20 protein-coding genes and 1 other annotated feature are annotated in these 24,872 nt (G+C 49.8%); of the genes, 16 read left to right on the forward strand and 4 right to left on the reverse strand.

Annotated features, from left to right (window positions below):
- Positions 1-87 precede the first annotated feature (87 nt).
- From tig to KNO91_RS01085, 13 genes are all read left to right on the forward strand, one after another.
- Positions 88-1,380 (forward strand): trigger factor, encoded by a 1,293-nt coding sequence (gene tig / locus KNO91_RS01025; protein WP_214695268.1) that lies wholly within the window; start codon positions 88-90, stop codon positions 1,378-1,380.
- 211 nt (positions 1,381-1,591) lie between these two features.
- Positions 1,592-2,860 (forward strand): ATP-dependent protease ATP-binding subunit ClpX, encoded by a 1,269-nt coding sequence (gene clpX, locus KNO91_RS01030; protein ID WP_015881113.1) that lies wholly within the window; start codon positions 1,592-1,594, stop codon positions 2,858-2,860.
- A gap of 73 nt (positions 2,861-2,933) precedes the next feature.
- Positions 2,934-5,234, forward strand: coding sequence for an endopeptidase La (lon, locus tag KNO91_RS01035; RefSeq protein ID WP_214789405.1), 2,301 nt, complete (start codon positions 2,934-2,936; stop codon positions 5,232-5,234).
- Complete coding sequence (gene yihA / locus KNO91_RS01040; protein WP_074032795.1) at positions 5,235-5,828, forward strand: ribosome biogenesis GTP-binding protein YihA/YsxC; 594 nt, start codon at positions 5,235-5,237, stop codon at positions 5,826-5,828. It abuts the gene before it with no gap.
- Between the two features lie 110 nt (positions 5,829-5,938).
- Positions 5,939-7,108, forward strand: coding sequence for an AI-2E family transporter (locus KNO91_RS01045; protein ID WP_214794357.1), 1,170 nt, complete (start codon positions 5,939-5,941; stop codon positions 7,106-7,108).
- 184 nt (positions 7,109-7,292) lie between these two features.
- A complete protein-coding gene (hemA, locus tag KNO91_RS01050) occupies positions 7,293-8,639 on the forward strand; it encodes a glutamyl-tRNA reductase (RefSeq protein ID WP_214815693.1) in 1,347 nt (448 codons plus the stop codon).
- 53 nt (positions 8,640-8,692) lie between these two features.
- Positions 8,693-9,610: a hydroxymethylbilane synthase gene (gene hemC, locus KNO91_RS01055; protein ID WP_214815696.1), complete on the forward strand. Its 918-nt coding sequence runs from the start codon at positions 8,693-8,695 to the stop codon at positions 9,608-9,610.
- On the forward strand, positions 9,603-10,268 hold the full coding sequence (locus KNO91_RS01060) for a uroporphyrinogen-III synthase (protein ID WP_251126500.1): 666 nt from the start codon (positions 9,603-9,605) through the stop codon (positions 10,266-10,268). The genes hemC and KNO91_RS01060 overlap by 8 nt, the downstream gene beginning before the upstream one ends.
- Positions 10,265-11,245, forward strand: coding sequence for a porphobilinogen synthase (gene hemB / locus KNO91_RS01065; RefSeq protein WP_015881120.1), 981 nt, complete (start codon positions 10,265-10,267; stop codon positions 11,243-11,245). The genes KNO91_RS01060 and hemB overlap by 4 nt, the downstream gene beginning before the upstream one ends.
- Positions 11,242-12,546, forward strand: coding sequence for a glutamate-1-semialdehyde 2,1-aminomutase (gene hemL / locus KNO91_RS01070; protein WP_214815699.1), 1,305 nt, complete (start codon positions 11,242-11,244; stop codon positions 12,544-12,546). Before hemB ends, hemL begins: the two co-directional genes overlap by 4 nt.
- A 47-nt stretch (positions 12,547-12,593) precedes the next feature.
- Positions 12,594-12,816 (forward strand) — a binding site (T-box leader).
- Between the two features lie 57 nt (positions 12,817-12,873).
- Entirely contained in the window at positions 12,874-15,525 is a 2,652-nt protein-coding gene (locus tag KNO91_RS01075; protein WP_214815702.1) for a valine--tRNA ligase, read from the forward strand.
- 103 nt (positions 15,526-15,628) lie between these two features.
- Entirely contained in the window at positions 15,629-16,078 is a 450-nt protein-coding gene (locus KNO91_RS01080) for a GNAT family N-acetyltransferase (protein WP_214815705.1), read from the forward strand.
- 145 nt (positions 16,079-16,223) lie between these two features.
- Positions 16,224-16,979, forward strand: a complete 756-nt coding sequence (locus KNO91_RS01085; RefSeq protein WP_214815707.1) for a hypothetical protein — start codon at positions 16,224-16,226, stop codon at positions 16,977-16,979.
- A 16-nt stretch (positions 16,980-16,995) separates the two neighbouring features.
- Here KNO91_RS01085 and KNO91_RS01090 read toward each other — a convergent pair whose 3' ends face one another.
- The 4 genes from KNO91_RS01090 to KNO91_RS01105 all read right to left on the reverse strand — a co-directional run bounded on the left by KNO91_RS01090 (position 16,996) and on the right by KNO91_RS01105 (position 19,062).
- A complete protein-coding gene (locus tag KNO91_RS01090; protein WP_214815710.1) occupies positions 16,996-17,172 on the reverse strand; it encodes a hypothetical protein in 177 nt (58 codons plus the stop codon).
- Positions 17,169-17,363 (reverse strand): hypothetical protein, encoded by a 195-nt coding sequence (locus KNO91_RS01095; protein WP_214815713.1) that lies wholly within the window; start codon positions 17,361-17,363, stop codon positions 17,169-17,171. Before KNO91_RS01095 ends, KNO91_RS01090 begins: the two co-directional genes overlap by 4 nt.
- Entirely contained in the window at positions 17,360-17,536 is a 177-nt protein-coding gene (locus KNO91_RS01100; protein WP_158024788.1) for a hypothetical protein, read from the reverse strand. Before KNO91_RS01100 ends, KNO91_RS01095 begins: the two co-directional genes overlap by 4 nt.
- Positions 17,537-17,625: 89 nt before the next feature.
- Positions 17,626-19,062, reverse strand: a complete 1,437-nt coding sequence (locus tag KNO91_RS01105; protein ID WP_214815717.1) for a protein adenylyltransferase SelO — start codon at positions 19,060-19,062, stop codon at positions 17,626-17,628.
- 109 nt (positions 19,063-19,171) lie between these two features.
- Between KNO91_RS01105 and KNO91_RS01110 the strand changes: the two genes are divergently transcribed.
- From KNO91_RS01110 to KNO91_RS01120, 3 genes are all read left to right on the forward strand, one after another.
- Positions 19,172-20,374 carry a bifunctional folylpolyglutamate synthase/dihydrofolate synthase gene (locus KNO91_RS01110; protein ID WP_214815720.1) on the forward strand — a complete coding sequence of 401 codons (1,203 nt, stop codon included), beginning with the start codon at positions 19,172-19,174 and terminating at the stop codon, positions 20,372-20,374.
- 92 nt (positions 20,375-20,466) lie between these two features.
- A complete protein-coding gene (locus tag KNO91_RS01115; protein ID WP_251126501.1) occupies positions 20,467-24,201 on the forward strand; it encodes a DUF5057 domain-containing protein in 3,735 nt (1,244 codons plus the stop codon).
- Positions 24,202-24,205: 4 nt separating this feature from the next.
- A complete protein-coding gene (locus KNO91_RS01120; RefSeq protein WP_214815723.1) occupies positions 24,206-24,868 on the forward strand; it encodes a hypothetical protein in 663 nt (220 codons plus the stop codon).
- Positions 24,869-24,872: the final 4 nt, after the last annotated feature.

Below are 24,872 nucleotides of genomic sequence, written 5' to 3' on the forward strand. Positions count from 1 at the left end.
CCTTGTGTGCTTACCGAGGATTTATGCTATAATACGGATTGTTGTACATTTTTGTACGGTATAAACGAATTGTTGGAGGGACTTAGCATGACAGCAAAATGGGAAAAAACATCAGGTAGCCAAGGCGTACTCACGTACGAAGCTCCTGCAGAAGCTTTTGATAAAGCAGTTGACGCCGCATTTAAAACAGTCGTCAAAGACTTGAACGTGCCTGGCTTCCGTAAAGGGAAATTGCCACGCCCAATGTTCAACAAAATGTATGGAGAAGAAGCACTCTATCAAGATGCGCTCGACATTCTCTACCGCGACACAATCCAAGGTGCGGTTGAAGAAGCTGGTTTCGAACCAATCGCGCTCGAAAACATCGATGTAGACGGCACGCTCGAGAAAGGCAAACCAGTCGCTTTCAAAGTGACATTCGTGGTTGAGCCAGAAGCTGAGCTTGGCGAATACAAAGGCCTCGAGTACGAAGCTGTTTCAACTGAAGTAACAGAAGACGAAGTAACAGCAGAACTTGAAGCACTTCAACAGCAAGGCGCAGAACTCGCTGTTAAAGAAGGTGCAATCGAAAACGGCGATACAGCTGTATTTGATTTCGCAGGTTTCGCTGACGGTGAGCAGTTCGAAGGCGGCACAGCTGAGAACTACACACTCGAAATCGGTTCTGGTCAATTCATCCCAGGATTCGAAGAGCAAATGATCGGCATGACTGCTGGTGAAGAAAAAGACGTTGAAGTAACATTCCCTGAAGAGTACCACGCTGAAAACTTAGCGGGTAAACCAGCGACATTCAAAGTCAAACTTCACGAAGTTAAAACAAAACAAGTTCCTGAACTCGACGACGAGTTCGCAAAAGACATCGACGAGTCTGTTTCAACACTCGACGAGTTGAAAGCGAGCATCCGTGAGCGTTTAGAAGCTGGTAAGAAACAAGAAGCTGAAGGTACAATGCGCGACCAACTCGTTGAGCAGGCAACTGCTAACGCGACAATCGATGTACCACAAGTTCTCGTTGACCAAGAAGTAGACCGCATGGTACAAGAGTTCGGTTCACGTGTATCTTCACAAGGAATCGACCTTAACATGTACTTCGAACTCACTGGTACTTCTGAAGAAGCAATGCGTGAAGAGATGAAAGAGCAAGCTGAAGAGCGCGTAAAAGCTCGTCTCGTCTTGAAAGCAATCGCTGACAAAGAAGCAATCGAAGTATCTGACGAAGATGCTGAGAAAGAGCTTGAAGAAATGTCTAAACTTTACAACATCGCACCGGACCAACTCCGTACGATGCTCGCTCCACAAGGCGGTCTTGAGACACTTAAAGGTGACCTCAAATTCCGTAAAGCGATCGACATCCTCGTTGAAAACGGTAAAGCGAAGTAAGTTGATTTTTAGTGGGACGACTGCTTAGCGGTCGTCCTTTTTTCTGTCACAACACTTTGCATGTGTAATTCTTTGAAGTCGCAATATGTTCATGCTACAATTATTTCAACGCAGAGATGTAAAATGTCTTTTCACGGTGCATCGCACCAGAAAATACAAATCGCGATTTATCGCACTTACATCCATTTTCACCACAGAAGGGGTGTATCGAATGTTCAAATTTAACGAGGAAAAGGGGCAACTCAAGTGCTCGTTTTGCGGAAAATCGCAAGAACAAGTTCGTAAGTTAGTCGCCGGACCAGGCGTATACATTTGCGATGAATGTATCGAACTTTGCAATGAAATCGTTGAGGAAGAGCTCGGTGTAGAGGAAGAAGTCGAATTCAAAGACATTCCAAAACCACAAGAGATTCGTAACATCCTAGACGACTACGTCATTGGACAAGACCGCGCGAAACGTGCGCTTTCAGTAGCTGTCTATAACCACTATAAACGCATCAACGCCGGCGGTCGTTCAGATGATGTCGAACTTGCGAAGTCAAACATCGTCATGATCGGACCAACAGGTAGCGGGAAAACACTTCTCGCCCAGACAATGGCTCGCGTCTTGAACGTCCCATTCGCAATCGCGGATGCGACGAGCTTAACAGAAGCGGGTTATGTCGGTGAAGACGTTGAGAATATCTTGCTCAAATTGATCCAATCGGCTGACTACGATGTCGAGAAGGCTGAAAAAGGAATCATCTACATCGATGAGATCGATAAGATTGCTCGTAAGTCTGAAAACCCATCGATTACTCGCGACGTATCCGGTGAAGGGGTTCAGCAGGCACTCCTTAAAATTCTTGAAGGCACGACAGCAAGCGTACCGCCACAAGGTGGACGTAAGCATCCGCATCAAGAATTCATCCAAATCGATACGACAAACATTCTCTTCATCGTCGGCGGCGCATTCGCCGGCATCGAATCGGTCGTCAAACGCCGAATCGGGAAGAAAGTCATCGGTTTCGGAAACGATCAAGAGAACCGTGAGTTGACGCAAGAAGACTTGCTCGCTCGCGCACTACCTGAAGACCTTCAAAAATTCGGTTTGATTCCAGAGTTCATCGGTCGTTTGCCAGTCATGGCGACACTTACGACACTCGATGAGGAGGCGCTCGTTGAAATCTTGACGAAGCCGAAAAATGCACTCGTTCGTCAGTACGAGAAAATGCTCGAGCTTGACGATGTCGAATTGACATTCACAGACGAGGCATTGATCGAAATCGCCAAACTTGCGATCAAACGTAAGACTGGCGCACGTGGTCTCCGCTCGATTATCGAAGAAATGATGCTCGATGTGATGTTCACCGTCCCATCGCGTGACGATATCGAGAAAGTCATCATCACAGATGAAACGATTACGGGTCTTGCCGGTCCGAAATACGTCCTTCGTGATGGTACTGTCGAACAGACAGGGGACAACAAAGAGACAGCATAATTTGTTAACGAAGAAGGCTCAAACACTCGGCACAATCCGAGTTTTGGGCCTTTTTGCACAGGAGGCGTTGTAGATGGAAAAATTACCAATCCTTCCGTTGCGAGGAGTCGTCGTATATCCGCTCATCGGTGTGACAATCGATGTCGGACGCCCGTTATCACTTCGGGCGCTCCTTGCTGCAAAGGAGCATGAGACAGATTTAATTGTCGTGACTCAAAAAGAAACTGGGAACGAGTCGCCAGAACCGGAAGACTTGTACACGATCGGAACACGTGTCCACATCGCGAAGATGAGCGAATTGTCGAACGAGACGATTCGGGTTCGGATCGTCGGGAAAGAGCGCGTCCGCGTCGATTCGGTCGAATCGACGGATGAAGGTTGGTTCGCAAACATCGAACCGGTCGAACTCGTAGAAGGGGAAGAGGTCGAACGCACGGCACTCGTCCGTCTGTTGAAAGAACAGTTCGGAAAACTCGTCGCGAACATCAAAGGGATGTCACCGGACGAACGTCGTCGCTTCGAGATGTACGAGCGACTCGAATCGCTCACGGACTATATCACTTCGAAACTAGATGTCGACGTCGAACTTCGCCAAGCGATGCTCGAAGAAGCGGATGCGGTCAAACGAGGACTTGAACTGCTTGAGATTATCGCCCATGAAGTCGAAGTGATCGAGCTCGAACAAGAGATGCGCGAGCGGACGAAGAAATCGATTGAGCAGTCACAGCGCGAGTACTACTTACGCGAACAGATGAAGACGATTCAGCAAGAGCTTGGTGACCAGACGCAAGAGTCTGAGCCGAACCGCCTTCGTGAGAAGTTAGAGGCGCTCGACTTGCCAGAGACGACTCGGAAAAACGTCATGCGTGAAGCCGAACGATTGAACGTCGTGCCACAAACGTCACCGGAGTATGCGGTCATCCGTAACTATCTCGACTGGGTCGCGTCGCTTCCATGGGGCATTGAGACAGAGGACAAGCTCGATGTGAAACATGCGGCGGACGTCCTCGACGATGACCATTACGGCTTGGAGTCGGTGAAAGACCGAATCCTCGAATATTTGGCCGTCCGTCAGTTGACGAACTCGCTTCGGGGACCAATCCTCTGTCTTGCCGGACCTCCAGGGGTCGGGAAGACTTCGCTCGCCCGTTCCATTGCGTCGGCACTTGAACGTCACTTCGTTCGTGTCTCGCTCGGTGGAGTGCGTGATGAGGCAGAAATTCGTGGTCACCGCCGGACGTATATCGGCGCGATGCCAGGACGTGTCATCCGTGGGTTGAAGCAAGCAGAAAGTAAAAACCCGGTCTTCTTACTCGATGAGATCGACAAGATGGCTTCTGACTTTAGAGGAGACCCGGCGTCGGCGATGCTCGAAGTGCTCGACCCAGAGCAAAACGTCTCGTTCTCGGACCACTACATCGAAGAACCGTTCGACTTGTCGAACGTCCTCTTTATCGCGACAGCGAACGATGTCTCGCAAATCCCAGCACCGCTCCTTGACCGAATGGAACTCATCCAAATCGGTGGATATACGGAGCTTGAGAAAGTCGAGATTGCGAAGCGTCATTTAGTGCCGAAACAGTTAAAAGAGCATGGACTGAAGAAGAGCCAGTTGACGATCAAAGAAGACGCGCTCTACGAAGTCGTGCGCCGCTACACACGTGAGGCGGGTGTCCGGAACTTAGAACGTGTCATCGGTTCGCTCTGCCGAAAAGCAGCGAAACAAATCGCAATCGGTGAGAAGAAACGGGTCACGATTTCGAAAAAAGCCATCATCACGTATCTCGGAAAACCGAAGTATCGCTACGGAAAAGGGGAGACCGAAGACTCGATCGGTGCAGTGACGGGCCTCGCCTACACGGCATTCGGTGGAGACACGCTCACGATTGAAGTGGCGCTCGCCCCAGGGAAAGGCAAACTTCAGTTGACGGGTAAACTTGGTGATGTGATGCAGGAGTCGGCACAGACGGCGTACAGCTATGTCCGTGCGAATGCGGAACGGTTTGGAATTGACCCGACGTTCTATGAGCGACAAGATATCCATATTCACGTTCCGGAAGGGGCCGTCCCGAAAGATGGACCATCGGCCGGAATTACGATTGCGACCGCACTCATTTCCGCGTTGACCGGCAAGAAAGTCCATCGCGATGTCGGAATGACAGGCGAGATTACGCTCCGTGGACGCGTCTTGCCGATTGGTGGATTGAAAGAAAAAGCGCTCGCTGCTCATCGGGCCGGGTTGACGACCATCGTCATTCCGAAAGATAATGAGCGAGACATCGATGACATTCAAGAGACGGTGCGTGAGAAATTGACGTTCGTTCCCGTTACGACACTCGATGAAGTACTAGATGTAGCATTTGGAGGAAATTAAATGAAGATCAACAAAGCAGAATTCGTGACGAGTGCCGTCGCGCCAGACCATTATCCGGTCCATGAGTTGCCGGAAGTGGCACTTGCCGGACGGTCGAACGTCGGGAAATCGTCGTTCATCAATAAGATTTGCCAACGGAAGGCGCTCGCACGGACGTCTTCAAAACCAGGAAAGACTCAGACCCTCAACTTCTTCAACATCAATGATGAAATCATGTTCGTTGACGTTCCAGGATACGGTTATGCGAAAGTATCGAAGACGGAACGTGAGAAGTGGGGCGTCATGATGGAGCAATATTTGACGAGCCAAGAGGCGCTTCGCGGCGTCGTACTACTCGTCGATATCCGTCATGAACCGACGGGTGACGATGTGACGATGTATAACTTCTTGAAGCATTATGACATTCCTGTCATCGTGGTAGCGACGAAGCTCGATAAGATCAAGAAGAGCCAGCGTCAAAAGCACGAGGCAGCAGTGAAACGCAAGCTTCAGTTCGATCCGTCAGATCGTTTCGTCGCCTTCTCAGCCGAGACGGCGGAAGGAAAAGACGACGCATGGAAAGCAATTTATGCACTCATCACTGAGGGCGAATGAAGAATGGGCGAAGGGATTCCTTCGCCTTTTTGTTTTTCTCATCCCGCAAGCGGGTAATTATCGTATAATCATAGTTAGTACATAGTCATAATCGTAAACGAGGTGGAGAAATGCAACGTATGTTTGAAAGTAAATGGTACCGCGCCCTCTTCTGGACGCTGACCATCTTTTTAGTCATTTGGGTCGGAACACAGATTTCATTCGTGTTTGAACCGGTTCAAGTCATTTTGGCACTCGTCACGGTCCCACTCATTGTGGCCGGGCTGTTCTTTTATTTCTTGGTCGGGATTGTCGACTTTTTAGAAAAACGGTTGAAAGGGAAACGTCCCCTTGCCGTCGCGATTACATTGATTGGTCTTGTTCTGATCTTTACGATCGTCTTCAGTATTCTCGGTCCGGTCCTTGCTGAGCAGGTCACGTCGCTCATCAATGCGATGCCGAGTATCGCGAAAGAACTGCAACAACAGGCGTTCGCTGTCCGTGATACATTGATGCAAAATGAGTTCTTGTCACGCTTCATGGCACAAAATGATGAGATGTTCCGAAACTTGACGACGAACATCACGTCGTATTTGGGCGATTTGTTCGGAAACATCGCATCGTCATTCGGTCAAGTCGTCGGATTCGTGACGTCAGCGGTCATCACGATCGTCGTCATCCCGTTCATGCTTTTGTACATGTTGCTCGACGGGAAGCGTCTCCCGGACGCCATCGTCAAATTGCTCCCATCGAGCTATGAGAAAGAGACGCGTCACATCTTGCATGACATGCACGAGACGGTACGCAGCTACGTCAACGCACAGTTGCTCGTCGCGTTCTTCGTCGGGATCACGTCGCTCATCGGTCTTTGGATCGTCGGAGTGGATTACGCCATCTTGCTCGCGCTCTTCATGATGGTGACAAACATCATCCCATATGTCGGACCGTTCTTAGGGGCCGTCCCGGCTGTCATCGTGGCGTTCATTCAAGATCCGATCAAAGTCGTTTGGGTCATCGTCGTCATCATCATCGTTCAGCAGATCGAGTCGAACGTCATCTCACCGCTCATTCAAGGAAAATCGTTGAAAGTCCACCCGCTCACGATTATCATCGTCTTGCTCGTGGCTGGGAACTTGGCTGGGATTATCGGGATGCTCATCGCCGTACCGTTCTATGCGGTCGCCAAAACGGTTGTCCAGAATATCGTTCGCATCTATAAACTAAGGGAACGCAAACAATATTTAGACAAAGAAGAGACGGAAAGCTCCATTATCACGGACCCGAACTCGACAAATTCATAAAGAAGAGGGTAGGAATGGGGTTTCTCCATTTCTACTTCTTTTTGTCACAAAAAGTTCTTATTTTATTTCAGGAAAATCAAACAGAAGATTATAGTTACCAGATAAGAACTGTTATAATGTACGGTAGAGATTGAAAAAAAGAAGAGACAACCGTCGGTGGATTTTAGATGAGGGGAAGAGATACATGCATATTGTCGTCGTTGGACTAAATAACAAGACAGCCCCTGTCGCGATTCGGGAGCAGTTCTCGTTTGGGGAGCAAGAAATCGTGGATGCGATGATTGCACTTCGCGAAGAGAAGAGCATTTTCGAGTCGGTTATTTTGTCTACGTGTAACCGGACGGAGCTGTACGTCGTGACAGATCAACTCCATACTGGACGTTATTACACGAAACGTTTCTTGGCGAACTGGTTCAACTTAGAGATGGAGCAGTTCACACCATACTTGTCGATTCGAGAAGGGGAAGAGGCGATTCGCCACTTGTTCCGTGTCACATCGGGCCTCGACTCGATGATCATCGGGGAAACACAAATTTTAGGTCAAGTGAAGACGAGTTTCTTCCGTGCCCAAGAGCATGGAACGACAGGAACGGTCTTCAACAAATTATTTAAAGAAGCGGTCACACTCGCCAAGCGCGCCCATACGGACACGCAAATTGGGGAAATGTCTGTATCGGTCAGTGCGGCTGCCGTGACGCTCGCACAAGAGATGTACCAACAGCTCGAAGATAAACAAGTCGTCGTTGTCGGAGCCGGAGAGACGGGCGAATTGACAACACTCAACTTGTTCGAGGCAGGAGCCAAGCAAATCGCTGTCTTTAACCGGACGGAGAGCAAGGCGAAGGCCGTTGCGGATAAGTTCAAAGGTCGTGCCCATTCGATTCGTGAAATCGCATGCGGTTTATTAGATGCTGATATTTTAATCAGTTCGACCGGAGCGAAAGACGCCGTCATCGGATATGACGATGTGGCAGCGGCTCAACTATTGCGCCGTGAACGTCCACTCCTTCTCATTGACATCGCTGTGCCGCGAGATATCGATCCAGCGGTCGCGACACTTCCGGGTGTTCACTTATTCGATGTCGATGATTTGAATGGAATCGTCAACAAGAATCTCGAGGCTCGTCTCGTTGAGGCTGAGAAGATTGAGATGAAAATCGATGAAGCGATTCAAGAGTTCCAAACATGGCTCGTCACACTTGGTGTCGTGCCGATCATGAATGAGTTACGTGCGCGTGCCCTTGATATTCAAGAAGACACGATGACGAGTTTAGAGCGTAAGCTCGACCACTTGTCGGCGCGCGACAAGAAAGTCATCGGGAAGCATATGAAGTCGATCATCAACCAAATGCTTCGTGACCCAATCGACTATATTAAGGACGCAGCGGCTCAGCCAGACGCAAACGTTCGGATTGCCCAGTTTGTCGAGACGTTCGGACTCGATGTCGAGTTACCAGAACAGCCGGTAGACGAAGTGGAAGAAACGGATGCTACTTCTGCCAAAGCACCACTTCGCGCATTGATGCGCTAACAAGATTAAAAAGGCGACGTCTGTCGCCTTTTTCTATGAAGGAGAGACTCAACATGCGAAAAATTATCGTCGGCTCACGCCGTTCCCAACTCGCCATGACTCAAACGAAATGGGTCATCGAGCAATTGAAACAAGCCGGAGCACAAAACGAGTTCGAGATTAAAGAAATCGTGACGAAAGGCGACCAAATCGTTGACGTGCAATTGTCAAAAGTCGGTGGGAAAGGTCTATTCGTCAAAGAGATTCAACAACAGATGCTCGACGGGGATATTGACTTCGCCGTACACAGCATGAAAGACGTTCCGGCTGAACTCCCGGAAGAGCTCTATATCAGCTGTATGCCGAAACGTGTCGACGCACGTGACGTCCTCATCTGTGAGAACGGCTACACGTTCGAGACACTTCCGAAAGGTTCGATCGTCGGTACGAGCTCACTCCGTCGCGGGGCACAAATTTTAGCGGCACGTCCTGACCTTGAGATTCAATGGATTCGTGGAAACATCGACACGCGTCTGAAGAAGTTGGACTCAGAGAACTACAACGCCATCTTGCTCGCGAAAGCCGGGCTCGAACGCATGGGTTGGACAGACCGCGTCGACTTCGAAGCGCTTGACCCAGATGTCATGATTCCCGCTGTCGGACAGGGTGTACTCGCCATCGAGAGCCGTAAAGACGATGCGGAAGTGACAGCCGTGCTTCAGTTGTTGCATGATGACGTGACGGCGAAAGCCGCGACGGCGGAACGGACCTTCTTAAAAGCGATCGAAGGAAGCTGTCACGTACCGGTCGGCGGTTATGCGACGGTCGAAGGTGACGAAGTGACGCTCACGGGCCTCATCGCGTCAGTAGACGGGAAAGAAGTGCTTCGTGTGACGAAAACGTCAACGGACGGCGTCGCACTCGGCCAAGACGTCGCAGAAGATTTGCTCGGACGTGGCGGGCGTGAAATCCTCGCCTCGGTCAATGAGTGACGTCTGGTACACGGGAACGAAACGAATGACCGCTTCGCAACGGGCAATGCTCGAGGCGAGCGGTCTTTCCGTTCATCATGTCCCGCTCATTCAGACGAGAGAGACGCACGCACCGCCGCCCGTGGAACGATTCGACTGGCTCGTCGTCACGAGTCAAAACGCGGTACCCGCGCTTCGGAATCTGGCGCGTGACGTCAAAGTCGCTGCTGTCGGAGAGAAGACGAAACGGGCGCTTGAAGCGGAAGGGTTTACCGTCTCGCTCATGCCGGAGACGTATACGGGCGAGGCGCTCTTTCAACAGTTGCGTAACGTCGTGTCGCCTGACGAGACCGTCTTGTTCGCGCGTGGTAATTTGGCGAATACGTCGCACATGACGATGCTCTCTCACGTGGAGGACTGGGTCGTCTACGAGACGATTTCGGTGCCATTGACACCGGCGCAAAAGCAACAACTCGAGACCGTGAAGGCACTGCTCGTCTTGAGCCCGTCGGCCGTCGAGGCGCTCATACCACACTTGTCCCGCTTCAAAGGGACGTGGTATGCCATCGGCGAAGTGACCGAACGTGCCATCCGACAAGTGTCGTCATTACCGGTACGAGTGCCAGAATGTTATACTATGGATGCATTAATACAGTGTGTAGGGGAGGATTTTTCATGAACCAGTTTGACCGTCACCGTCGTCTTCGCTCATCGAAGTCGATGCGTGCCCTCGTACGTGAAAATCATGTTCGGAAAGAAGATTTGATTTACCCGCTCTTCATCATTGAAGGGACAAACATTAAACGTGAAGTCAGCTCGATGCCGGGCGTCTTTAATTATTCGCTTGACCGACTCGAAGAAGAGATCAAAGAAATTGTCGACCTCGGTCTTCAATCTGTCCTCTTGTTCGGTGTACCGGAACATAAAGACCCAGAAGGCAGTGAAGCGTATCATGACCACGGCATCGTCCAAGAAGCAATCCGTAAAGTGAAAGAGTGGGCGCCACAGCTCACGGTCATCGCCGATACGTGCCTTTGTGAATACACATCGACTGGTCACTGTGGCCTTGTGAAGGACGGGGACGTCGATAACGACGCGTCGCTTCCACTTCACGTTCAGACGGCGATCACGCAAGCACAAGCGGGTGCCGATATCATCGCACCGAGCTCGATGATGGACGGATTCGTCGCAGCCATCCGTGAAGGTCTCGACCAAAACGGATTCAGCCATATCCCAATCATGAGCTACGGGGTCAAATATGCGTCTGCTTATTACGGACCGTTCCGTGACGCAGCCCAATCGGCTCCAGGTGAAGGCGACCGTAAAGGTTATCAGATGGATCCTGCGAACCGTCGCGAGGCGTTCCGCGAGTCACAATCGGACGTGGAGCAAGGTGCCGACTTCATGATCGTCAAACCGGCTCTCGCATTCATGGACATCATCCGTGACATGCGCGACTCACTCGATATGCCGATCGTGGCGTATAACGTGAGCGGAGAGTACGCGATGATTAAAGCTGCGTCACTCAATGACTGGGTCGACGAAGAACGCATCGTCATGGAGACGATGGTCGGATTCAAACGTGCCGGTGCCGATCTCATCGTCACGTATTTCGCAAAAGACGTCTGTCGCTATTTGGAAGGAGACTACGCATGACATACAACCAAACGCGCTCACAAGAAGCGTTCGAACAAGCCCGCCCGCTCATGCCAGGCGGTGTCAACAGTCCGGTCCGTGCCTATAAATCGGTCGGCATGACGCCAATTTTCGCAGAACGTGGTGAAGGTTCACGCGTCTACGACATCGACGGCAACGAGTATATCGATTACGTCCTCTCATGGGGACCGCTCATCCTCGGTCACCGTGACCCTGTCGTCACGAAGGCGATTCAAGAACAAGCTGAAAAAGGTTGGACGTTCGGGACGCCGACCGAGCTTGAGACGAAGATGGCAGAACTCGTCATCGACCGCGTCCCATCGATCGAGATGGTTCGCATGGTCAACTCGGGTACGGAAGCGACGATGGCGGCACTTCGCCTCGCACGAGGCTATACAGGGAAGACGAAGATCTTGAAGTTCGAAGGATGTTATCACGGACACGGGGACTCGCTTCTCATCAAAGCAGGATCTGGTGTCGCGACACTTGGTCTCCCAGACTCACCAGGTGTACCGAAAGAGCTCGCGAGCCATACACTCACGGTGCCTTACAATGACTTGGACGCGGTCCGTGTCGCGTTTGAGAAATACGGCGACGATCTCGCCGGCGTTATCGTCGAACCAGCAGCAGGAAACATGGGCTTCGTGCCACCACAACCAGGGTTCCTCGAAGGACTTCGTGAGATCACGGAACAAAACGGTGCGCTCCTTATCTTTGATGAGGTCATGACGGGCTTCCGTGTCGGATATAACTGTGCCCAAGGATACTTCGGTGTCACACCGGACCTCACATGTCTCGGTAAGGTCATCGGCGGCGGACTTCCGGTCGGTGCTTACGGAGGGAAACGCGAAATCATGGAACAGATTGCGCCGCAAGGTCCGATCTATCAAGCAGGGACGCTCTCGGGTAACCCGCTCGCGATGATTGCCGGTTACACGACGCTCTCGCAACTGAAGCCTGAGCATTACGCGGAGTTTGAGCGTAAAGCAGACCGTCTCGCGGAAGGATTCACGCAGGCCGGTGAGACATACAACATCCCGCACGACACGAACCGTGCCGGCTCGATGTTCGGTTTCTTCTTCACGAACGAGAAAGTGACGAACTTCGAGAAAGCGAAATCAGCGAACCTCGAGATGTTCCGTTCGTACTATCAGAAGATGGCTGCGCGCGGCGTATTCTTGCCACCGTCACAGTTCGAAGGATTGTTCCTCTCGACGGCTCATACGGATGAGGATATCGAGAAGACGATCGCAGCGGTCGAAGCGACTTTTAAAGAGCTTCAAGAAGAGTTTTCGCTCTAATCTTGACTGCTGACGTTTCTGTCGCTACAATTATCTAACAGATACGATGAATGGCTTTGATGAGGAGTAGTACGCATCATTCATTCCTTTTAGAGACGCGACCGCTTGGTGAAAGGTTGCGAGGGATGGACGCGGAAGTCGCCTCGGAGCTGACTTTCTGAATGGAGTAGGAAAGTTCGGTCCATCGACCGTTATTCGATTTTGAGTGCGCCACTTTGTTGGCGAACTAAGGTGGTACCGCGGAAGATCACGGCTTCTTTCGTCCTTAGCGTATAGGACGAGAGAAGCCGTTTTTGTGTTCATTAACATATAGAGGAGGCGCCACACATGGCCCATGAGACAAATGAAATTACCATGCCGACGAAGTACGACCCAAGTGCGACGGAGTCAAAATGGTACGACTACTGGTTAGAAAACGATGTATTTAAAGCAGATGAGGACGATTCGAAACAACCGTACACGATCGTCATCCCACCACCGAACGTTACGGGGAAACTTCACCTCGGTCACGCTTGGGACACGACGCTCCAAGATTTATTGACACGCCTCAAGCGCATGCAAGGATATGACGTACTCTGGCTCCCAGGGATGGACCATGCCGGCATCGCGACACAAGCGAAAGTCGAACAAAAGCTCCGTGAAGAAGGCATCATGCGCTACGACCTCGGACGTGAGAAGTTCCTCGAGAAGACGTGGGAGTGGAAAGACGAGTACGCGAAGACGATCCGCGACCAATGGTCAAAACTCGGTCTTGGCCTCGACTACTCACGTGAGCGTTTCACACTCGACGAAGGGCTCTCAAAAGCCGTTCAAGAAGTATTCGTTCGTTTATATGAAAAAGGCTTGATCTACCGCGGCGAATACATCGTCAACTGGGACCCGGCACAAAAGACGGCCGTTTCGGATATCGAGGTTATTTACCAAGAAGTCGAGGGTGCGTTCTATCACATGAAATACCCACTCGCTGACGGCTCAGGTCACATCGAGATCGCTACGACACGTCCAGAGACGATGCTCGGCGATACAGCGGTTGCCGTGAACCCGAAAGACGAGCGTTACGCGCACCTCATCGGCAAGACGATCATGCTTCCGGTCATGAACCGCGAGATTCCGATCGTTGCGGACGACTACGTCGACATGGAGTTCGGTACAGGTTGCGTGAAGATCACGCCAGCACACGACCCGAACGACTTTGAAATCGGGAACCGTCACGAGCTTCCACGCATCCTCGTCATGGACGAAGGCGGGAAGATGAACGAGAACGCTGGCAAGTACGAAGGGCTCGACCGCTTCGAATGCCGGAAGCAACTCGTCAAAGACCTAGAGGCAGACGGCACACTTGTGAAGATTGAGCCGCACACGCACTCGGTCGGTCACTCAGAACGTTCAGGCGCGGTCATCGAGCCATATCTTTCGAAACAATGGTTCGTTGACATGGAGCCACTCTCAAAAGCGGCACTTGAAGCACAAGGAAACGCCGACACGAAAGTCAACTTCGTCCCAGAACGCTTCGAAGGCACATACCTTCGTTGGATGGAGAACATCCGCGACTGGTGTATCAGCCGTCAACTTTGGTGGGGCCACCGTATCCCGGCTTGGTACCATAACGAGACAGGAGAAGTATATGTAGGGAAAGAGGCGCCAGCGGACAGTGAGAACTGGACACAAGACGAAGACGTTCTCGACACATGGTTCTCGTCAGCACTCTGGCCGTTCTCAACGATGGGCTGGCCGGATACGGACGCACCAGACTTCAACCGTTACTTCCCAACGAGCGCACTCGTCACGGGATACGACATCATCTTCTTCTGGGTATCACGTATGATTTTCCAATCACTCGAGTTCACAGGGAAGCAACCGTTCAACGATGTTCTCATCCACGGTCTCATCCGTGACTCGGAAGGACGCAAGATGTCGAAATCTCTCGGTAACGGCGTTGACCCGATGGAAGTCATCGACCAGTACGGAGCGGATTCCCTCCGTTGGTTCCTCCTCACGGGGTCGACACCAGGGAACGACCTTCGTTTCTATTGGGAGAAGATCGAGTCGACATGGAACTTCTCGAACAAGATTTGGAACGCAAGCCGTTTCGCACTCATGAACATGGACGGACTCAAAGTCGAAGACATCGACCTCACGGGCGAGAAGACGCTTGCGGACAAGTGGATCTTGACACGCTTGAACGACACAATTGATCAAGTGACACGCCTCGTCGACAAGTACGAGTTCGGTGAAGCAGGTCGTTACCTGTACAACTTCATCTGGGAAGAGTTCTGTAACTGGTACATCGAGATGGCGAAACTCACGCTCTACGGTGAGGACGAAGCAGCGAAGCACACGACACGTTCGGTCCTCGCACATACGCTCGATTCGATCATGCGTCTCATGCATCCGTTCATGCCGTTCCTCACAGAAGAAATCTGGCAACACTTGCCGCACGAAGGCGATTCAATCGTTCGTGCAAGCTACCCGACGCGTCGTGACGACCTTCACTTCGCAGATTCGGTTCCAGCGTTTGAAGCTGTGATGAACGTCATCCGCTCGGTTCGTAACATCCGTGCCGAAGTGAATGCACCGATGTCAAAACCGATCCAGCTCTTCATCTCGACGAGCGACGATGCGACACAAGGTTACTTGAGCGCGAACGAAATGACAATCGGCAAGTTCACGAACGCGACAGAGCTTGAAATCGGACGTGGTCTCACGGCTCCGGACAAGTCGATGTCAGCGATCATGACGGGTGCTGAGCTCTTCATCCCGCTCGCAGACCTCATCAACTTCGAAGAAGAAATCGCACGTCTTGAAAAAGAAGTGGCGAAGTATGAGAAAGAAGTCGAGCGCGTGCAGAAGAAACTCGGAAACCAAGGCTTCATCGCCAAGGCACCGGCTCACGTCATCGACGAAGAAAAAGCAAAAGAAAAAGATTACCTCGACAAGCGTGACGCGGTCCGCGCCCGTTTGGAAGAGTTGCGTAAGTAATGATGATGAACCCCTTCTTTAGAGATTCTTTCTCTAGAGAAGGGGTTTTGTTTTTGATTCTTGAATAGGTAGACTAGTGAAATAATGGAAAGGGGGAATCATCATGTTCAATCAACAAGAAACGATTGTTCGAATTCGAACTGCTGAACATCGGGATATAGCTGTACTGGCAGAATTAATGGGGGAGTTAGGATATCCGACTACAGAAGAACAGATGGCAACACGTTTTATGAACATCCTAAAAGATTCAAATTATCACACATTTGTAGCCGTGGATGGTCAAGAGATTGTGGGGATGATTGGATGCTTTAGAGGACTGTCATACGAAAAAGATGAGCCCTACTTACGAATCATTGCTCTAGTTGTGAAGTCATTCCGTCGAAAAAACGGGGTTGGAGCTACATTAGTGAATCACGTTCAAGAGTGGGCATATCAACACGATATTAAGAAAATAGCTGTCAATACAGGAAACCGACGAGTGGAATCTCATGAGTTCTACAAAAAGATGGGGTTTGAGGGCACGGGAACAGGTTACTATAAATCCCTTCTATGAAAATGAATAAAGGTCTTTGATGAAGCGTTCTACGCAATCTGGAAGCTATTATAAAGTTCCCTTCGATGGAGATCGATTCTCTGAAGAAGGTTTTTTTGTGTTCTGGTAGAATTTGGAGAGGTAGAGATGGAAAAGGGGATATGAGATGAAGCGAATCGCGTTATTATGTGTTCTTACATTGGGACTAGCGGGGTGTATGACTCTAAAAGAGACGAAGTCTGTGGAGACGATTGATGTGGAAAAAGTAGAGAAAGTAGAAGTGATTGATGAATCGCAATTTCCCGACGTAGCAGTGACAGGGACGATGATTGCCGAAGTACCACCAGGCACAGAACGGGTCTCGGAAGCGGTCTTGTCACAAATCACCCTACAATATGAAGATGGCTCGACAGGACAGTTGTCGAAGGATCACATTTTAACGGAGACGATGGTCGGGGGAATCGGATTAGTTGCGATGACCGTCCCTGACCGTGAAAACCCGTTTGGCGTATTCATTCATGATGGTAAGAAGGGATGGGCGCAACGCGGGATGCAACGCTTCGGGATACCGGAGACGTCCAGTGCGTCTACTCATGGATTAGATCTTCCAGTCAAAGAGATGGAAGTGATCAGCTCTGACTATTCAGGTAACGATTGGCCCGTGACGCTTTGGACGTTATACGATGAAACACGCCTCATCAGTATCATTGCGACGGACGATTTCACTGAAATCGAAGGGGAGGTGTCGGATCAGCCAAAACCATATGTGATGGAGCAATCATATGGGAACGGCTTATATTACTTATCACAAGGTAAATTGATTATCGTAACGGGAAATATCTCGGAAGCGGAGTTGTTGAAGCTGGTCGATTCTTTACCCGAACCTTCATCAGGATCGTTTCCTTTCCGCGAATCGGAATAATGCGAACACCCGAGCGTCAAGTGCGACGTTCGGGTCTTGTTTGTACGAGCCACCAGACGATGACTCCAATCCCCAATAGCATCGGGAGTTGAGTATACAGTGGGGTGGTGAAACCGATTCGAAATAGATGGATGATATACGTGGAATATAGAGCCACACCAATAACCAAAAGAGCGATATAGATGCGTTTCATGCTTCTTCCTCCTCACTCCAAAATGGCAAGCGACCCGTTGTGATGTAGTACGAAGACGTGAAGAGTGCACCGATTGCCAAACCGGTCAAATGTGGCTGAATCGGTTGGCCGACTAAAGTTAAATAAAGACTATAAACTACATAAGATGCTGAAGCGGTGATGAGGATCATGAGCGGAATGAGCCATTTCATTTTGTATCACTCCATTCCGACTCATTCAGATGTTTCATGTACTGGACGAACGACACGCTCAAGAAAAAGACGGGCATCGCCCAAACGATATTGCTTAAGTATGGGGCTTGCCAAAGTTCGAGTGCGAGTAAACAAGCAAACCCTAACGAGACGAGCGAGGTGAGTAAGCGCATGTATGGATACCTCCATTTTGTGATACCTTATCTTACGTTCGAAGATTGGAATATGTTTCAAAAAAACCATCCCGCGAATGCGAAATGGTTCATGTGCCACAAAACGTTTGATACGGATACGTCCGCGGTGGACCTGCCGACACGTACTCAGCCGGTTGGTCGTCGTTATAAGGGTCACGCAAAATCTCGAGTAGCGCCTCGGTCGGGCCGAAGTCGCCTCGTTCTGCTGCTTGGATGGCTTTTTCGACATGATGATTACGTGGAATAACGGACGGGTTATATTGACGCATGATTCGACCTACGTCCTCATTCGGAAGACCTTGCTCGCTCAGGCGTTTCTGCCAAGCGTCGAGCCATGCCTTCCCATCATCTCGAGTAGCGAATGGAAGCGACTCGATTTCACCGAGCGTCAACGCGCGGAACGTATTCGTGTAATCGGCCTCCGTCTCCATCATCAAGCGGAGCAATTCATCCGCGATCGCATCGTCACCGTCTTTTCGGACGTAGAGCCCGATCTTATGTGCAAGACCGGTAAAGTATGCCTCTTTATACAGTTCGGTATAGCGGGTGAGTTGCTTGTTCGCCACATCGACTGCCTCTTCTTTCGTCTCACCAAGAAGCGGCAGCAATGTCTCCGCAAGTCGGGCGAGATTCCAAGACCCGATGTACGGTTGATTTCCGTAGGCATAGCGTCCTTCCCGGTCAATCGAGCTGAAGACGGTCTCCGGGTGATACGTATCCATGAACGCGCAAGGTCCGTAATCGAGACCCTCTCCGCTGATGAACATATTGTCCGTATTCATCACCCCATGAATGAACCCGACGAGTTGCCAGTTGGCGATGAGTCTCGCCTGTCTTTCGACGACGCGTCCGAGGAACTGTTCGTAGCGATCGGGTGCATCGATTAGGTCTGGGTCATGTCGTTTGATCGCATATTCCGTGAGTGCGATGACGTCATCGATGGAACCAGCGCCAGCCGCAAATTGGAACGTTCCGACACGCAGGTGACTCGAGGCGACCCGGGTCAGGATGGCTCCGTGCTTTGGACCTTGTCGCATGATCGCTTCTCCCGTCTGAACGACGGCGAGTGCCCGGTTCGTCGGGATGCCGAGCGCGTGCATCGCCTCGCTGATGATAAACTCTCGTACCATCGGACCGAGTGCGGCCCGACCGTCGCCCCCTCTAGAGTATTCCGTCGGTCCAGAACCTTTCAGCTGGACATCGACACGTTTCCCGTTCGGAGTCACGTGTTCCCCGAGCATGAGGGCACGACCGTCCCCGAGCATCGTCAAATTACCGAATTGATGTCCGGCGTATGCTTGAGAGAACGATGTCTCCGTTTGACGATTGCCGGCAAGTAAATCGGTATCTTGTTTGAGTCTTTGCGCATCAAGCCCGAGTGTAGCGGCTAATGTATCGTTAAACAAGACGAGTGTCGGATTGTCGACCGGATGGATGGGACCACGGTCGTAAAAGATGTCACGTAATTCGAGGTACGTCGCCTCGAAGTTCCAGTCAGTTGTCATGGCGCATGCCTCCTTCTTCGCTTCGAGTATAGCACAGACTGTTTTCCATAACGGCTGTCGTGAATTTTGATAAGATGAAATAGAAGTGTAAACAGTAGGAGAGTGGAAGATGAAGACGAGACAAGATGTATTCGATTGGTTGAGTGGGCAGCTTCGCTTCGGGATCAAGCCAGGTCTTGAGCGGATGAGTTGGATGATTGAGCAGTTAAGGTTAGAAGAACGTCCATCTATTCATGTAGCGGGCACGAACGGAAAAGGGTCGACCGTTGCGTTTTTAAGGGCGATGGCGATGGAGAATGGTTTATCCGTCGGGACGTTCACGTCTCCTTATATTATTCAGTTCGAGGAACGGATCATGTTGAACGGAGAACCGATTCACGAAGATGCGCTTGTCGACGTTGCGCACCGAGTCAAAGCGTGTGCGGACAAGGCGCCCGAGACATTGACGGAATTCGAGCTATTGACGATGATGGCATGGTGCTATTTTGATGACACACGTCCTGATGTGATCATTTGGGAAGTCGGTCTCGGGGGACGACTGGACTCGACGAACGTGTTGGCACATCCGCTCGCGACGGTGGTGACATCGATCGGACATGACCATCAAGGGATTCTTGGCGATACGCTGGAAGAGATTGCGCTTGAAAAATTCGGCATCATGAAACGTGACGTGCCGATGTTCCATAGTATCAGTGAGGAGAATTTGGTCGAGCTGTTGCTACAAAAAGGAGACGACATGGGTGCTTCCATTCATGACGTACGAACGCTTGTGACAGAGATCGAGGACGGTGCTGAGACAGTCGTGACGTATGAGGGAATGCCACATGTCGTACTCGGGTTGACGGGTCATCATCAAGCTTATAACGGGGCATGTGCCGTCGCGGTAGCTCGTCATCTCGGTTGGAAGGAAGAGGCGATTCGGTCGGGTCTTGAGCGGGCGCAACATCCGGGGCGATATGAACTCGTCTCCAAACGACCACGGGTGATTTTGGACGGGGCGCATAATCCGGAAGGCATCGAGGCATTAGTTCTGCAAGCCAAACACGAGACAGACGTGACGGTGCTGACAGCCATTTTAGAAGACAAAGACCGCGATACGATGATTGATGCGCTTCAAAGGATTGGCGACGTATATGAGACGACGTTCGACTTTCCACGTGCGAGAACGAAAGAACGATTAATAGAAGATGGAGCGCGCTTTGTCGAATGGCGAGAGTGGCTCAACGATTGGATGGGAGCACCGACGAGTGAAACGTTGATTGTGACTGGGTCTCTGTATTTCATTAGTGAAGTAAGACGTTTTCTAAGTTAAAACACTTACCTGATGTCAAAGAAATAGATGTATATTTTTTCAAGTGGGTGGGATAATTAGTAGTGAAGACTAAAAATAGGGAGGACTATACATTGCGTAAACTCATGCAATACATAGCGGTTCTCGTATTAATCATATCCATTATTCCACAGAGAGCAGTTGCGGAGACCAATCAACCCATATTAAACGTATTGATTCTACGTGATGCTTTTACTTCTTCGAAAGTACTTACAGTGACTGAATACAATAACGCTGTGAAAACGTATCGTGATTCACTGAATTTAAGTGCTGCGAAAGTGAATGCGCAGTTCATGACAATTAAACAATTTAATGCATCCCGTTTCCCGATGACGGGTGCATTCGATGCGGTCATGATTGGGAGTAGTCTATTAACTGAGAAATATAAAAATGGGACGCTTGTTGTCAACTCGAAAAATCATGACACGACGAATCAATTGAATGATTTGACCGAACTGAAGGCGACGGAGCTTTTCAATACGGTTATCCGTGTTGGTTTGCCCCTTTTTATGCATGAAGATGCTGCAAATGGTGATGCACAGTTGAAGCGTTTGGCATCCTATCAACATGATTATACAAACGTGAAAATCTTTAATCAAAATGATCAACAGAATGTCGATCGTGAGATGGCACAGCAGTTGAATCAACTCACTGTTTCTCGCCCGAGATTCAAATCAACTGAAGTGACGTATAACAATCAGTCCATTAGCAATCAGACGATTCAAATAAAAGATGGCGTCCGTTATCCGATTAACTTCGCCTATACGTTATCGCAACTACCAACTTCTTCAGCATTTGTAGAATTGTATATCGATTACGATCACAATGACCGATTTGATGCGGATGAAAAAGTCATTGAGCAACAGGCGAAAGAATCGGGAACGCTTAATTTCACATTATCGCGTCCGACGTTTAGCGGACCGAAAAACTGGATGCTCGTCGTCAAGGATTCATTGACGGGTCGAGCAGACTACCGTAAGGGGAGTATTCTCTACCTCGATGAAAAAGTGAAAGCGAACATTTTGCAGCTCACAGCTGGGTCTGGTACGAACGGAAGAATTTCAAGCTATTTATCTAACATGTTAGTAGACCCAGCTGGGAATTATGAGTTCAATTTAACGGACGGTACAACGAGTCAGTTTGAGGGTGGGACTTATGACCAGGCATTACTCAAAAACGACTACGATATGCTGATTTTTGGGTTCCAGGATTCGTACAACGTTTATGGAAGTATGAACGCCGCGGCTACTGCCAAAGTCAAACGTTTCAGTGAAACAGGACAAGGCGTCATGTTGACGCACGATACGATTTTCCGTACGAATAGTTCATCCTCACCTACTTCCGAGTGGGAACGTCAATTCGTGAATGCCAACCCTTCACTGAATATCTCAGGGCAAAAAATGTACACGAACATGGGATTTGGTGCTCCTGAAACAACCAATAAGGCAGTCAAGGTACAGGATGGGATTTTTACATCTTATCCGTATCGTCTGGATGATGCAGTAAAAAATATCTCAAATACCCATAACCAATATTTCACACTCGATTTGAACGATCCGGATGTGACGCCTTGGTACAACCTGTATTCAACTGGTGGAAATCGTGTATACGGAGATGCAAGCAACCATTACTACACGTATACAAAAAACAACTTTACCTACTCCGGTGCAGGGCACACGAACAAGTTCTCAGTAGAAGATGAGAAGAAAATCTTCATCAATACGATGTATCGCGCTTTTATCGGAGCGAATCATAAACCTTACAACGTGATCGAGTCCGTCAGTGATTCAAACCGGTTTTATACCTCTGCTGATTTAAAAGCTGGGACTGTTGAAGTGACTGCTGGACAAGACGTTAAATTGATGTGGCGGCCAAGCGATTATGACTTCCAAGATTTGTTTCTCAATTCAACAATCACGTTTAATGGGAAGCAGGTCACATTCGAAAGCTTACGCAACTATGAAGTCAAAGAGTTTACGATTCCGGCAGCGGATGTGGTCGCAGACCGACCGATTGAAGTGAAAATCGAGACGTCCGATCAACGGAATGCGAAGGTAATCGACACGTTCACTATCAACGTCAAGCGTGCGGAGAATGTTTCCGACTTGATTCAAGTGTCTCGTTCGATAAATCCGTCGACCATCAACTTGTATGAAACGGGGACAATTCAATATCAGGTTCAATATCCGGAACGTTTCGACCGATTACCGAATCAGTTGGGAGATAAGTTTATACGAGTTGATTTAACGACCTTCACAGAAAAACTACCAAGCCAACTCGAAGTGGTGGCGATTCGTGATGCAAACGGAAACGAATATCCTGTCACGAACCCGAATGAAATCAAGTTACAGCTGAAACCAGACTTGTACTATGAAAGAAACGGGAACACGAACATTTTCCTCCCGAACGATAGTGGAAATCGAACCGTGAAGTTTGAAGTAGTCGTTCGAGCCATCGAGCCTTCTGCTTCACTCATCCAATTGAAAAAAGCGGATAACCAATTAACGACGTTGATTGAGTATTCGAAGAAGCAAGATCACATTTTAGATAAGCACAATGACTGGGATAAAGAACTGACGGTTCAATCCTCATTCCCAGACTTGCTGATCAATATCGGGGCGCCGTATGCGTACGAAGCGAAAATTCCTGACGTCACCTTACAAATCGGGGCACAGCAGATTGTGAGTCCGACCATCACGGATGCGAAAGGCAACACCTTTACGAACCCGAAGTGGAGTAGCTTGAAGTGGGAAATCATTGATGCGAACGGTGTCGCGAGACTCGTCACCCAAGGAAATAATGCGATTGTGACCGGTTTGAAAACAGGAACTGCGAAACTGCGCTTGACAATCGATCCGGGCGATAAGAAACCCCTTGTCGTAGCAGAGTCGAAAGTCAATGTCATCAGTCCGCCTGAGCAACTCACTATCCCGTCGACAGAGCTATATGTCGGTCAAAAGACTACCGTCACACCAAAAGTTATGCCCGAAACGGCCCAATACAAGTCGGTTCGCTATGTCGTCGAATCTGGGGATAGTGTGAAGTTTGAACAAGTTGGAAATAACTTGAACATCATCGGACTGAAACCGGGTACGACTCAATTTAAGGCGACTGTGGATGTCGGTGACCTCTTCGGTGGATTGAATATCGCTACACCGAGCACCGTCTTTACCATCCAAGTCAAGGCGCCATCCTTGATTCAAACGCCGAGCCAACTCGACCTTTGGGTATGGGATAGTTTAAACGAAGAACAACGCGTGAATGAAGTCGCCTCGATTCTAGTGACCTCAACACCAACCGTATCCATTCCGTTTGAACGAATCGGGTCCATCCAAACCGCTCTGACGGTGACACAAAGTGCGACAGGATATGAATTACGTGCCAACCATGGCTACGGAAATAATGGTGTCGTGACAGACATTCCGATTCAGACGACATTCGATGACAATGCGTTACGAAACATTCGTTCTAACACATCGGTTGTCCGCGTCAACGAATACCCGAACCAATTGATGTCAAAAGATATGACGATCAATATTGGGGAAGGGACGGCACCACGACCACCGCTCCTTGAGTACTGGCCTACGACTTCGACTTGGCGTGACTATCGCATGGAGATTGTATCCGGCGAAGAATATGTTCAAGTGAGTGGATCAGGAAAAGAGTTGATTCCAGTGAAGCCGGGTGTGGCGAAAGTGGAAGTCTACACGACGCTTCCGACTGGAAAACCGTTTGAAACCGTGAAGGACACGTTTTATGTACGTATCATCCAAACGAATGCCTCAGGACAGGATGATGACCGTTATTAAGTGAATGGCAGAAAGTTGGCGAATGATGAATCGCAAGCGAATGATGATTGGCATCACCGGATTGATTCTCCTCATCGGATTGGGATGGTTCCTGTACTGGAGTCAATCTCAAGCCGAGCTCTCGCAGTTATCCGGTGAGAATTTAGTAAAAGAAGTGAGTCAACGCTCTTCGATGACAGAGGAAGAATTGACAGATTTACAGGCAAGAGAGGAATGGGAGGCCGTCCGATTTGTTTTAGAAAATCAAAAAGTTGTCCCGACAGCTGATCAATTCGCCACAGCAGTGACGATTGCACCCCTAGACGTAATTGAAGCATACTTCGAGCAAGGACTTGACCCATTCGAAGAAGTGGAAGGGATGCCCGTCATCGCACCATTGTTCAGTGCGAACGGCAGTCCGGATCAATGGAAGCTGGCGATGCGTTACGTTGAAGACGAACGACTTCTTGGGATTGCGGTCGACTCGTTGAACCTCGATGCGGTCAAAGAACTCCTCGGGCAAGGCTATACGATTCAAGATACCGAATCGGTGTTATTGCAGCCGGTCCGTCATAATCAGGTCGAGTTGACGCAGCTGCTTCTCGACAACGGCGCGCAATGGACGAAGAAAATGGAACAGACGGCCAAAGACTACAACTCGGACCTCATTCTAAAGATGAGGAACTAAAAAA

The sequence above is a fragment of the Exiguobacterium sp. s59 genome (assembly GCF_018617475.1).
GTDB lineage: Bacteria > Bacillota > Bacilli > Exiguobacteriales > Exiguobacteriaceae > Exiguobacterium > Exiguobacterium aestuarii.

Bases quoted from the DNA above. Each gene is read 5' to 3' on its own strand.
- hemB (WP_015881120.1), top strand. From the start codon at position 10,265: ATGAACCAGTTTGACCGTCACCGTCGTCTTCGCTCATCGAAGTCGATG.
- KNO91_RS01090 (WP_214815710.1), bottom strand. From the start codon at position 17,172: ATGAAACGCATCTATATCGCTCTTTTGGTTATTGGTGTGGCTCTATAT.
- lon (WP_214789405.1), top strand. From the start codon at position 2,934: ATGGAAAAATTACCAATCCTTCCGTTGCGAGGAGTCGTCGTATATCCG.
- hemL (WP_214815699.1), top strand. From the start codon at position 11,242: ATGACATACAACCAAACGCGCTCACAAGAAGCGTTCGAACAAGCCCGC.
- clpX (WP_015881113.1), top strand. From the start codon at position 1,592: ATGTTCAAATTTAACGAGGAAAAGGGGCAACTCAAGTGCTCGTTTTGC.
- KNO91_RS01045 (WP_214794357.1), top strand. From the start codon at position 5,939: ATGCAACGTATGTTTGAAAGTAAATGGTACCGCGCCCTCTTCTGGACG.
- tig (WP_214695268.1), top strand. From the start codon at position 88: ATGACAGCAAAATGGGAAAAAACATCAGGTAGCCAAGGCGTACTCACG.
- KNO91_RS01080 (WP_214815705.1), top strand. From the start codon at position 15,629: ATGTTCAATCAACAAGAAACGATTGTTCGAATTCGAACTGCTGAACAT.
- hemC (WP_214815696.1), top strand. From the start codon at position 8,693: ATGCGAAAAATTATCGTCGGCTCACGCCGTTCCCAACTCGCCATGACT.
- KNO91_RS01120 (WP_214815723.1), top strand. From the start codon at position 24,206: ATGGCAGAAAGTTGGCGAATGATGAATCGCAAGCGAATGATGATTGGC.
- KNO91_RS01075 (WP_214815702.1), top strand. From the start codon at position 12,874: ATGGCCCATGAGACAAATGAAATTACCATGCCGACGAAGTACGACCCA.
- KNO91_RS01060 (WP_251126500.1), top strand. From the start codon at position 9,603: ATGAGTGACGTCTGGTACACGGGAACGAAACGAATGACCGCTTCGCAA.
- yihA (WP_074032795.1), top strand. From the start codon at position 5,235: ATGAAGATCAACAAAGCAGAATTCGTGACGAGTGCCGTCGCGCCAGAC.
- hemA (WP_214815693.1), top strand. From the start codon at position 7,293: ATGCATATTGTCGTCGTTGGACTAAATAACAAGACAGCCCCTGTCGCG.
- KNO91_RS01105 (WP_214815717.1), bottom strand. From the start codon at position 19,062: ATGACAACTGACTGGAACTTCGAGGCGACGTACCTCGAATTACGTGAC.
- KNO91_RS01095 (WP_214815713.1), bottom strand. From the start codon at position 17,363: ATGAAATGGCTCATTCCGCTCATGATCCTCATCACCGCTTCAGCATCT.
- KNO91_RS01110 (WP_214815720.1), top strand. From the start codon at position 19,172: ATGAAGACGAGACAAGATGTATTCGATTGGTTGAGTGGGCAGCTTCGC.
- KNO91_RS01085 (WP_214815707.1), top strand. From the start codon at position 16,224: ATGAAGCGAATCGCGTTATTATGTGTTCTTACATTGGGACTAGCGGGG.
- KNO91_RS01100 (WP_158024788.1), bottom strand. From the start codon at position 17,536: ATGCGCTTACTCACCTCGCTCGTCTCGTTAGGGTTTGCTTGTTTACTC.